Origin of the sequence: Vibrio sp. 1751 (genome assembly GCF_033339895.1) — a bacterium.
GTDB lineage: Bacteria > Pseudomonadota > Gammaproteobacteria > Enterobacterales > Vibrionaceae > Vibrio > Vibrio alginolyticus.
Window position 1 is genome coordinate 1 of sequence record NZ_JAWOVM010000111.1, and the last position, 11,430, is coordinate 11,430.

Here is an 11,430-nt window from a genome sequence, read left to right on the forward strand (position 1 = left end):
TTCAGAGTGCTTCAAACAAATACGTCTATTTATGGTTGTATCGATTAAAAATCCTTACACTAAGCCACATTGTTTCAAAACTTAGCCTTGAAATATGGATGTTTGAACTCAATATCTTTGATAAATGATTTATCTCAGTATTCTTAGTTCCAAACTGGCAGAGACTGAAGGCATTATGAGTAGATCGGGAACGGTCTGAATAAAGAGAGATTCACGAAAAATGATAACTAAGCTACTGACAAAAGTGATTGGCAGTCGCAACGACCGAACACTGCGCCGCCTTAGAAAAATTGTAAAAGAAATTAATAACTATGAGCCAACATTCGAGGCTCTAAGTGATGAAGAGTTAAAAGCAAAGACGGTTGAATTCCGTGAGCGCCTAGAGAAAGGTGAAACTCTTGATAAACTACTTCCAGAAGCTTTTGCTACGGTTCGTGAAGCATCTAAGCGTGTCTACGGTATGCGCCACTTCGACGTCCAGCTTATCGGCGGTATGGTTCTAAATGCGGGTCAAATCGCTGAAATGCGTACGGGTGAAGGTAAAACGCTGACGGCAACGCTTCCTGCTTACCTAAATGCCCTGGCTGGTAAAGGCGTTCACATTGTAACAGTGAACGATTATCTAGCTAAACGTGATGCAGAGACAAACCGCCCTCTATTTGAATTTTTAGGTATGACTGTTGGCGTAAACGTGCCAAACATGCCTCCTCAAGAGAAAAAAGAAGCGTACCAAGCTGACATCTTGTACGGAACGAACAATGAATTTGGTTTTGACTACCTTCGTGACAATATGGCTTTCCGTAGCGAAGATCGCGTACAACGTGAACGCTTCTTTGCAGTTGTCGATGAGGTGGACTCAATCCTAATTGATGAAGCTCGTACCCCTTTAATCATTTCTGGTCCTGCTGAAGATAGCTCTGAGCTATACACCCGAATCAACCTTTTGATCCCGCATCTTAAAAAGCAAGACAAAGAAGACTCTGAAGAATATCGTGGTGATGGTCACTACACTGTTGATGAGAAATCAAAGCAAGTATACCTCACAGAAACGGGCCAAGAGTACGTTGAAGAACTGTTGGTGAAAAATGGTCTTATGGAAGAGGGTGACACACTTTACTCTCCGACTAACATCAGCATGTTACATCACGTGAATGCCGCTTTGCGTGCTCATGTGTTGTTTGAGCGCAACGTTGATTACATCGTTACTGACGAAGGTGAAGTAGTAATTGTTGATGAACATACTGGTCGTACAATGCCAGGTCGTCGTTGGTCTGAAGGTCTTCACCAAGCAGTAGAAGCGAAAGAAGGCGTTAAGATTCAAAACGAAAACCAAACTTTGGCTTCGATTACCTTCCAGAACTACTTCCGCTTATACGAAAAACTGTCTGGTATGACAGGTACTGCGGATACTGAAGCGTTTGAGTTCCAATCTATTTATGGCTTGGAAACGGTGGTTATCCCAACCAACAAACCAATGATTCGTAACGATATGCCGGATGTGGTGTACCGTACCGAAGCTGAGAAGTTTGCTGCAATCATTGAAGATATCAAAGAGCGCGTTGCGAAAGGTCAGCCAACATTGGTTGGTACAGTATCGATTGAAAAATCAGAACTTCTTTCTAACGCATTAAAGAAAGCGAAGATCAAACACAACGTATTGAATGCGAAATTCCATGAAAAGGAAGCGGAAATTGTTGCTGAAGCGGGTATGCCTGGTGCGGTAACTATCGCGACCAACATGGCCGGTCGTGGTACGGACATTGTGCTTGGCGGTAGTTGGCAATCAAAAGTGGAAGCTTTGGAGAACCCAACTCAAGAACAAATCGATGCGATTAAAGCAGAGTGGAAAGTGGTACATGATCAAGTACTAGATGCTGGTGGTCTACACATCATTGGTACTGAGCGCCACGAATCTCGCCGTATTGATAACCAGCTACGTGGTCGTTCTGGTCGTCAAGGAGATGCGGGTTCATCTCGCTTCTACCTATCTATGGAAGACTCTTTGTTACGTATTTTCACTTCTGATCGTATGGCGAGCCTTATCCAAAGTGGTATGGAAGAAGGTGAAGCAATTGAATCGAAAATGCTTTCTCGCTCAATTGAAAAAGCACAGCGTAAAGTGGAAGGTCGTAACTTTGATATCCGTAAGCAGCTACTAGAATACGATGATGTGGCGAACGATCAGCGTAAGGTTGTCTACGAGCTGCGCGACGAATTGATGAACGTTGAAGACATCAGCGGTATGATCGAGCAAAACCGTGAAGATGTGCTAACAGCGGTTATTGATGAGTACATCCCGCCACAATCACTAGAAGATATGTGGGACGTTGAAGGTCTGCAAGAGCGCTTGAAAGCAGACTTCGATCTTGATGCGCCAGTGAAGCAATGGCTTGAAGAAGACGATAAGCTTTACGAAGAGGCGCTACGCGAGAAGATCATCAATCTAGCCGTTGAAGTGTATAAAGAGAAAGAGGAAGTGGTGGGTGCGCAAGTGCTTCGTAACTTCGAGAAATCGGTTATGCTTCAAACTCTGGATACGCTTTGGAAAGAGCACTTGGCAGCAATGGATCACTTGCGTCAGGGTATTCACTTACGCGGCTATGCGCAGAAGAACCCGAAACAGGAATACAAGCGTGAATCGTTTGAACTGTTTGAAGGTCTACTAGAAGCGCTGAAAACTGATGTGATTACTGTTCTATCTCGCGTTCGAGTTCAGCAACAAGAAGAAGTTGAACGTATGGAAGAGCAACGTCGTGCGCAAGCTGAAGAGGCCGCTCGTCGTGCTCAAGCGCAACACGCAGCAGCACAAAACCCTCTTTCTGAAGGTGAAGAATCTGAAGAAGGTTCAAGTCAGCCAATGGTACGTGATGAACGTAAAGTAGGTCGCAATGAGCCTTGCCCTTGTGGTAGTGGTAAGAAGTATAAACAGTGCCACGGCAAGATCGACTAACGTATTAGTCAGATAATTTTTTAAAGAGTCGCCTAGGCGGCTCTTTTTTTAAGCAAATTCTGTGGCTGTCGAATTTCATAAGTTTTGATAGCATCGGATAGTTTTAGAGATGCAAAGACCGTTGAAGTGTAACGGCTTGAGAGTTAGGAACCCCTATGAAAAGAATTCACATAGTCGCGGCTATTATTTTTAACCAAGACAAATCAAAAATTTTTATTACAAAGCGTCCAGACGACAAGCATAAAGGCGGGTTTTGGGAGTTTCCCGGCGGGAAAGTCGAGTCAGGAGAAAGTATTGAACATGCTCTAGCAAGAGAACTTGAAGAAGAAGTAGGAATTGAAGTTACTGAGCAAGCCCTTTTCGAGCATTTGGAATATGACTATCCAGACAAATCACTTAAGTTTGATTTTATTACGGTATCTAAGTTCAGTAATGAGCCTTACGGCCGAGAAGGTCAAGAAGGTCGCTGGGTTGAGATAAGAGAATTGGGTAACTATGCCTTTCCTGAAGCGAACGTGCCTATCTTGGAGCGTGTCGTAAAAGAGTTTGCTTAAGCCTGATGAACTTGCTTGTGGTAACCACAGTATGTTGTTAGTTTAAACAGATTAAGCGAAACGAGAGAACGAGAGCAAACCTCGTTATCCAGAGAAGGAGAGAAAGCGCAATGGTTCGTATTGCAATCGCAGGAGCAGCAGGCCGAATGGGCCGTAATTTGGTTAAAGCTTCACACCTTAATCCAGAGGCGACAGTGAGCGCGGGATCAGAACGACCTGAGTCCTCACTTGTCGGTGTCGATATCGGTGAACTTTGTGGTGAAGGCAAATTCGATGTGTTCTTAACGGATGATCTTGCTAAAGACGTCGATAATTTTGATGTAATCATCGATTTTACTGCCCCAGTAAGTACGTTGGCGAATCTTGAACTGTGTAAGAAGCATGGAAAGAGTATTGTGATTGGGACGACTGGTTTCAGTGATGCAGAGCGTGAGCTGATTGACGAAGCCGCTAAGCAAGTGCCTGTTGTCATGGCTCCTAACTACTCTGTTGGTGTGAACCTAGTATTTAAGCTTCTTGAGAAAGCAGCCAAAGTGATGGGCGACTACTGTGATGTTGAGATTGTCGAAGCACATCATCGTCATAAAGTTGATGCTCCTTCTGGTACTGCTATCGGGATGGGCGAAGCCATTGCTGGTGCGATGGGCAACAAGCTGAATGATGTAGCTGTCTATGCGCGAGAAGGTATCACAGGTGAACGTACTAAAGATGAGATCGGCTTTGCTACAATTCGCGCTGGCGATATTGTCGGTGAGCACACAGCCATGTTTGCTGATATCGGGGAACGAGTGGAGATAACGCACAAAGCGACCGATCGTATGACGTTTGCTAATGGCGCCGTCAAGGCCGCTGTTTGGTTGAGTGCCAAACCAGCGGGCTTTTATACCATGACAGATGTTTTGGGATTGAATGATCTCTAAATACATAATTATTCGCCGGCGGTAGCCGGCTTTTTTATATCTATAGAATTAGTTGTAAATGAAATGATTCTAACAGAAAGTATTTTGGTGCTTACTTTTGTTGTTGTTTTGGTTGCTTTGTGGGTGTTTTGGGTTTTGATGCCTAAAAACTAATGTCTTTTTTGCCGGGTGAACGTTTGCGTGAAAAACTCATACTTTTTTGTGATCTCTAAAAAGTTCAAATTTGTAAAATTCATTAAACCTCTATGCCCCTCTATGTAATAGCATGTAAAAGTTATCTTTTTGGGCCTTACTGATTCAAAATGACCTTACTCGCTAGAAATTAATCATTTATTTTTGATTGTAGGTTGACAGGTTTCGAGTCCAACTTTAGAATACCGCCAATTTGTCTGAAATACCTATTTATGTAGATTTTATAGGTAAAGGAAGGCATGTTTGCAGTTTGATTTATTTTTTTTGCATTTTTATTCTGGAGGTTGTCTTGGGTAAATTAGCACTGTTGGTCCTAGAAGATGGGACAGTGTTCCGCGGAGTGTCCATAGGGGCAGATGGTCTTTCCGTTGGTGAAGTCGTTTTTAATACCTCGATGACGGGGTATCAAGAAATCCTCACTGATCCTTCCTATTCTCAGCAAATCGTCACTCTCACTTATCCTCACATTGGCAATACCGGAACCACTTCCGAAGATGAAGAATCCTCTTCCATTCATGCACAAGGCCTTGTGATTCGCGATCTTCCTCTAATCGCTTCTAACTTCCGTAACGAACAATCCCTCTCTGATTATCTTAAGTCTCAAAATATCGTTGGCATCGCTGATATCGATACTCGTAAGCTCACTCGTATCCTGCGTGAAAAAGGTGCTCAAAACGGCTGTATTGTTGCGGGCAACAACCTAGACGAAGCTTTGGCACTAGCGAAAGCAAAAGAATTCCCAGGCTTAAAAGGAATGGACCTTGCGAAAGAAGTTACAACAAAAGAAGCGTATCAATGGAAGCAAGGTTCGTGGACGCTTGAAGGTGGACTTCCAGAGGCGAAAGATGACAGCGAGCTGCCATACCACGTTGTCGCTTACGACTTCGGCGCAAAACGCAACATCTTACGAATGTTGGTTGACCGCGGCTGCCGCTTAACGGTTGTACCAGCAGAAACGTCAGCGGAAGAAGTTCTGGCACTAAATCCAGATGGCGTATTCTTATCAAACGGCCCTGGTGACCCAGAACCATGTACTTACGCGATTGAAGCAACCAAAGTGTTCCTAGAAAAAGGCCTGCCAATTTTTGGTATTTGTCTAGGTCACCAAATTCTGGCGCTAGCATCAGGTGCGCAAACGGTGAAAATGAAGTTTGGTCACCACGGTGCAAACCACCCAGTAAAAGATTTAGAGCGTAACGTTGTGATGATTACTTCGCAAAACCACGGCTTTGCGGCAGATGAAGCAACATTACCGGAAAACTTACGTGCTACTCACGTATCGCTATTTGATGGCTCTTTGCAAGGTATCCACCGCACAGACAAGCCAGCATTTAGCTTCCAAGGTCACCCAGAAGCGAGCCCTGGTCCACATGACGCGGCACCGCTATTTGACCACTTTATCGAACTAATCAAAAAACACAGCGCTTAATTCGGAGTAGTAGATAATGCCAAAACGTACTGACATTCAAAGTATTCTAATTCTTGGTGCTGGTCCGATTGTTATCGGTCAGGCATGTGAGTTTGACTACTCTGGCGCACAAGCGTGTAAAGCTCTTCGCGAAGAAGGCTACCGAGTTATCCTAGTTAACTCTAATCCAGCAACGATTATGACTGACCCAGAGATGGCAGATGCGACTTACATCGAGCCGATTCAGTGGGAAGTTGTACGCAAGATCATCGAGAAAGAACGTCCTGATGCAGTTCTGCCAACTATGGGTGGTCAGACAGCACTTAACTGTGCGTTAGATTTAGAGAAGCACGGCGTTCTCGCAGAGTTTGGCGTAGAGATGATTGGTGCAACGGCTGATGCAATCGACAAAGCGGAAGACCGTTCTCGTTTTGATAAAGCGATGAAGTCTATCGGCCTTGAGTGTCCTCGCGCAGATACAGCGAAGAGCATGGAAGAAGCTTACAAAGTTTTAGATATGGTTGGCTTCCCTTGTATCATTCGTCCATCGTTCACCATGGGTGGCACTGGTGGTGGTATCGCTTACAACAAAGAAGAGTTCGAAGAAATCTGTCGTCGCGGTCTGGACTTATCTCCGACCAACGAACTTCTTATCGATGAGTCACTCATCGGTTGGAAAGAGTACGAAATGGAAGTCGTTCGTGACAAAGCGGACAACTGTATCATCGTATGTTCAATCGAGAACTTTGACCCAATGGGCATCCATACGGGTGACTCAATCACGGTTGCTCCAGCACAAACACTGACTGACAAAGAATACCAGCTTATGCGTAATGCATCGCTAGCCGTTCTACGTGAGATTGGTGTTGAAACAGGTGGTTCAAACGTACAGTTTGGTATCAACCCGAAAGATGGTCGTATGGTCATCATCGAGATGAACCCGCGTGTATCTCGCTCTTCTGCGCTAGCATCAAAAGCAACAGGCTTCCCAATCGCGAAAATTGCAGCGAAACTGGCTGTTGGCTTTACGCTAGACGAACTACAAAACGACATCACAGGTGGTGCAACACCTGCGTCATTTGAACCAACTATCGACTACGTCGTAACTAAGATCCCTCGCTTTAACTTCGAGAAATTTGCTGGTGCAAACGATCGTCTGACAACTCAGATGAAATCGGTTGGTGAGGTAATGGCGATTGGTCGTAACCAACAAGAATCTCTTCACAAAGCACTGCGTGGCCTAGAAGTTGGCGCAACTGGTTTTGATGAGATGGTCGATCTGGAAGCGCCAGATGCACTGACTAAGATTCGTCACGAACTTAAAGAAGCAGGTGCAGAGCGTATCTGGTACATCGCCGATGCATTCCGAGCGGGTATGTCAGTCGACGGTGTGTTCAACTTGACTCAAATCGACCGCTGGTTCCTGGTTCAAATCGAAGAAATTGTAAAACTCGAAGAACAAGTCAAGGCGGGCGGCTACGCAGGTTTGACCAAAGAAGTGCTTCGTCAGATGAAACGCAAAGGCTTCTCTGATGCTCGCTTGTCTAAATTGCTTGGTGTCGCTGAAAGTGAAATTCGCCGTGCTCGTGAGCAGTTTGATATTCATCCGGTTTACAAACGTGTGGATACATGTGCAGCAGAGTTTTCTTCTGACACGGCTTACATGTACTCATCTTACGATGAAGAATGTGAAGCAAACCCAACAGACAAAGATAAGATCATGGTTCTTGGTGGCGGTCCAAACCGTATCGGCCAAGGTATCGAATTCGATTACTGTTGTGTTCATGCATCACTTGCGCTGCGTGAAGACGGTTACGAAACCATTATGGTTAACTGTAACCCAGAAACGGTATCTACTGACTACGATACGTCTGATCGTCTGTACTTTGAGCCAGTAACTCTGGAAGATGTACTGTCTATCGCTCGCGTTGAAAAACCAAAAGGTGTGATTGTTCAGTACGGTGGTCAAACGCCACTTAAACTGGCTCGTGCTCTAGAAGCGGCTGGTGTGCCAATCATTGGTACTAGCCCAGATGCTATCGACCGTGCGGAAGACCGTGAACGCTTCCAAGCCGCTGTTGACCGTTTAGGTCTACTTCAGCCAGAAAACGCGACAGTAACAACGATGGAGCAAGCGGTTGAGAAATCGAAAGAAATTGGCTTCCCATTAGTTGTTCGTCCATCTTATGTACTCGGTGGTCGTGCGATGGAAATCGTATACGACGAGCAAGACCTGCGTCGCTACTTCAACGAAGCAGTAAGCGTATCGAACGAGTCTCCAGTTCTGCTAGACCGTTTCTTGGATGATGCAACCGAAGTTGATATTGATGCTATCTGTGACGGTGAACGCGTCGTTATCGGCGGTATCATGGAGCACATCGAACAAGCGGGTGTTCACTCTGGTGACTCTGCATGTTCACTGCCTGCGTACACGCTAAGTCAGGAAATTCAAGACAAGATGCGTGAGCAAGTTGAGAAGTTAGCATTCGAACTCGGTGTACGCGGTTTGATGAACACGCAGTTTGCTGTGAAAGATAACGACGTTTATCTAATTGAAGTGAACCCTCGTGCTGCTCGTACGGTACCATTCGTATCGAAAGCGACAGGCGCTCCTCTAGCGAAAATCGCTGCACGTGTAATGGCGGGTCAATCTCTAGAGTCACAAGGCTTTACTAAAGAGATTATCCCTCCTTACTACTCAGTGAAAGAAGTGGTTCTGCCGTTCAACAAATTCCCTGGTGTTGACCCTCTATTGGGCCCTGAAATGCGCTCAACAGGTGAAGTAATGGGTGTGGGTGCAACGTTCGCAGAAGCTTACGCTAAAGCAGAACTAGGTTGTGGTGCGGTTTATCCTGAAGGTGGTCGTGCGCTACTGTCTGTACGTGAAGGTGATAAAGAGCGTGTTGTTGACCTAGCTTCTAAGTTAGTGAAACTGGGTTACCAGTTGGATGCGACACACGGTACTGCTGTAATTCTGGGCGAAGCGGGTATTAACCCACGTTTGGTAAACAAAGTACACGAAGGTCGTCCACACATTCTTGACCGCATCAAGAACAACGAATACACCTACATCGTAAACACGGCTGCTGGTCGTCAAGCGATTGAAGATTCGAAAGTTCTACGACGTGGTGCACTGGCAGAAAAAGTGAACTACACAACGACACTGAATGCAGCGTTCGCTACATGTATGTCTCATACTGCAGACGCAAAAGCGTCAGTAACTTCGGTTCAAGAGTTACACGCTAAAGTGAAAGCGAGTCTAGACGCGTAACAGATAAAAATCAGTAAGCTCATTAATCAGGGCTTACATGACAACCTCATTGCCCGCTCATTTGAGCGGGCTTTTTTATATCGAGGTTTTTCTAAAATGAAGAGCATTAAAGTGTGCTAGGAACGATTGGTATGCTTCGCTTTTGAAGATCATCAAGCTAATGATGGCAAGCGATGTACCCAAAGATGAAGAAATAGTACTACCACTTGCTGCAACAAAATTAATGCTGTAGGACTGAGGTATTAAGCCGACCATAACTCTTTAAGCAGATAGGTAATTAGAAAAAGTTAAAATAAGCAGTGTCGAGCTTAAAAACATACTAACTATGGAGTGCTTCGATAGGTTCTTTTTTCTAAGACTAAGTTATAAGTTGATTCTTCAGTATCAAGAGAGTATCCGTTACTTTTTGCAAAAACATCTGCTGCTAGTAGCGAGGGATAAAGAAGAAAAAAACTAGTTACCGATATAGTTAGGAATATCTTACTAGAGCTTTTAAACTCACGTTTAGTTAGGAAATTATTTGATTTTAATGTTTTTACGGACATTCTAGAGCATTCAAATAAGATCAAACTAGAGCCTATAATCAAAATATCAGCCTGATCAAAAGATGAATAACTTTCATTATTATAGATGTTAAGATAAAAGTCTGACAATCCATCAAAACCATATATTAACAGTGATATTGCTGATGCTAATAAAATTATTAAATAAAAAAACACTTGCGTTCGGTCGTAACTCCCTTTTTTCATCGTAACAAACCTCGCTGTATTTCTTGCGAGAAAATCATACTTTGAGTTTTACGTTGAATCTCATTATATTCTTCTTTTGCTCTTCTCTTTGCTTCTATATCTCTTTGCTTTAAGTAAATATCTATAGAGGCTATTAACTTCTGTGTTAAACCTCGTTTATCATTTTCTCTATTCAATAAAAGACCTACAGCCGAGCTTATCAAAATAGCCCCTAATAATGGGCCAGCACTTAAAGTTACAACACTGCCACCCACTGCTGCGGCAAAGTTTACAAATATAGCTGCTGCAGCTGACGATAGCCCGATAGTGATTATATCACTAGCTAAAGTACCAAATAGTTTGGCTAAGGTTTGACGGTCATTGAGGAAAAAGTCAATCACTCTGTATGTGGATATTAAGATAATTGTTATTATGCCCCCACTTCTAATGGATTGTAATGCCCCTTCTGGTCCAACAGCGAACTTTGCCACAGTTGGAGTGGGAAGAAACTTTCCTAATCCAGAAAGCTTTGAGTGCATAGCAGGGGAGCCTGTGAGTATGATATGTGGAGCTCCAGAATAATTTTTAACGATAACAGAGCTATTATTTCCGTACAAATAGTTTGATAAGTTGGTTATAAAAACTAAGTCCTGTCCTGTAGTATAATAGTTTGCTGTATTTTCAAACATTCCCTTTATCTTTTCCCAACGTTCTAATTTCGCTTTATCTTTTACATTGTTCTTGACAACGATATCGAAGCTCTTGATAGATAAGATAATGGTTTCTTGATTTCGATGTTGATGATTTGATTTATAAAGTGGGTAGGTGCTTATACTACCACTATTTTTTGAGGATTGATGTCGTGATAAAGGGTAGTTGCTAGTCATGTATTTTCCTCAGATATCGGGCCTTGAGCGCTGACAATGTAAACTCTACATGCTGAACAGATCTTTCATATTCGTCTAGTTTTATATTTAAAGGTAAGCGTTTGATCTCATTATCAGGAATAGATTTGTGACAGTGATTCAATTCTTTCTGACAACTAAATTTTATATAAAAGTTTGGAGTCAAGTTTAAGCATTAATTCTATGAAAATTAGGAATAGATTGGTGTCTTGACTTTCCATTGGTAGTTTTGTGAATAAGTGCTACCGTTTCTTCCTCTTTGATACCTCTTCAAAAAGGAAGTGTAGTGGAAATCACGGTTGAGATTTTGTTGGCCTTATTTTTGGTTGCGACTGCCGCAGGCTTTATTGATGCGATGGCTGGTGGGGGAGGGCTCATTACGCTCCCTGCGCTTTTGGCTGCGGGGTTGAGTCCGACTCAAGCTCTAGCAACCAATAAGTTACAAAGTTCGTTTGGCAGTTTCTCTGCTAGCTGGTATTTCGTGCGTAACGGTATTGTCAGC

8 protein-coding genes are annotated in these 11,430 nt (G+C 43.6%); 6 read left to right on the forward strand and 2 right to left on the reverse strand.

The genetic code is table 11. The annotated features are described in order from the left end of the window. Positions 1-220: 220 nt before the first annotated feature. The 5 genes from secA (at position 221) to carB (ending at position 9,295) form a co-directional block, all read left to right on the forward strand. A complete protein-coding gene (secA, locus tag R7041_RS20920) occupies positions 221-2,950 on the forward strand; it encodes a preprotein translocase subunit SecA (RefSeq protein ID WP_005387389.1) in 2,730 nt (909 codons plus the stop codon). A 155-nt stretch (positions 2,951-3,105) separates the two neighbouring features. Continuing rightward, positions 3,106-3,504, forward strand: coding sequence for an 8-oxo-dGTP diphosphatase MutT (gene mutT, locus R7041_RS20925; protein WP_005387387.1), 399 nt, complete (start codon positions 3,106-3,108; stop codon positions 3,502-3,504). Positions 3,505-3,614: 110 nt separating this feature from the next. Next, entirely contained in the window at positions 3,615-4,424 is an 810-nt protein-coding gene (gene dapB / locus R7041_RS20930; RefSeq protein ID WP_065274178.1) for a 4-hydroxy-tetrahydrodipicolinate reductase, read from the forward strand. Between the two features lie 481 nt (positions 4,425-4,905). Then, positions 4,906-6,045, forward strand: a complete 1,140-nt coding sequence (gene carA / locus R7041_RS20935) for a glutamine-hydrolyzing carbamoyl-phosphate synthase small subunit (RefSeq protein ID WP_017821483.1) — start codon at positions 4,906-4,908, stop codon at positions 6,043-6,045. 16 nt (positions 6,046-6,061) lie between these two features. Beyond that, positions 6,062-9,295 (forward strand): carbamoyl-phosphate synthase large subunit, encoded by a 3,234-nt coding sequence (carB, locus tag R7041_RS20940; protein ID WP_005381854.1) that lies wholly within the window; start codon positions 6,062-6,064, stop codon positions 9,293-9,295. 323 nt (positions 9,296-9,618) lie between these two features. Here the strand turns inward: carB and R7041_RS20945 are convergent, their stop codons facing one another. Together R7041_RS20945 and R7041_RS20950 are read right to left on the reverse strand one after the other, a co-directional pair. Further along, positions 9,619-10,044, reverse strand: coding sequence for a hypothetical protein (locus R7041_RS20945; protein ID WP_053304340.1), 426 nt, complete (start codon positions 10,042-10,044; stop codon positions 9,619-9,621). After that, entirely contained in the window at positions 10,041-10,910 is an 870-nt protein-coding gene (locus tag R7041_RS20950) for a hypothetical protein (protein ID WP_053304341.1), read from the reverse strand. Before R7041_RS20950 ends, R7041_RS20945 begins: the two co-directional genes overlap by 4 nt. A gap of 304 nt (positions 10,911-11,214) precedes the next feature. Between R7041_RS20950 and R7041_RS20955 the strand changes: the two genes are divergently transcribed. Then, positions 11,215-11,430: TSUP family transporter (locus R7041_RS20955; RefSeq protein WP_318128706.1), on the forward strand; the 216-nt coding region annotated here is incomplete at its 3' end.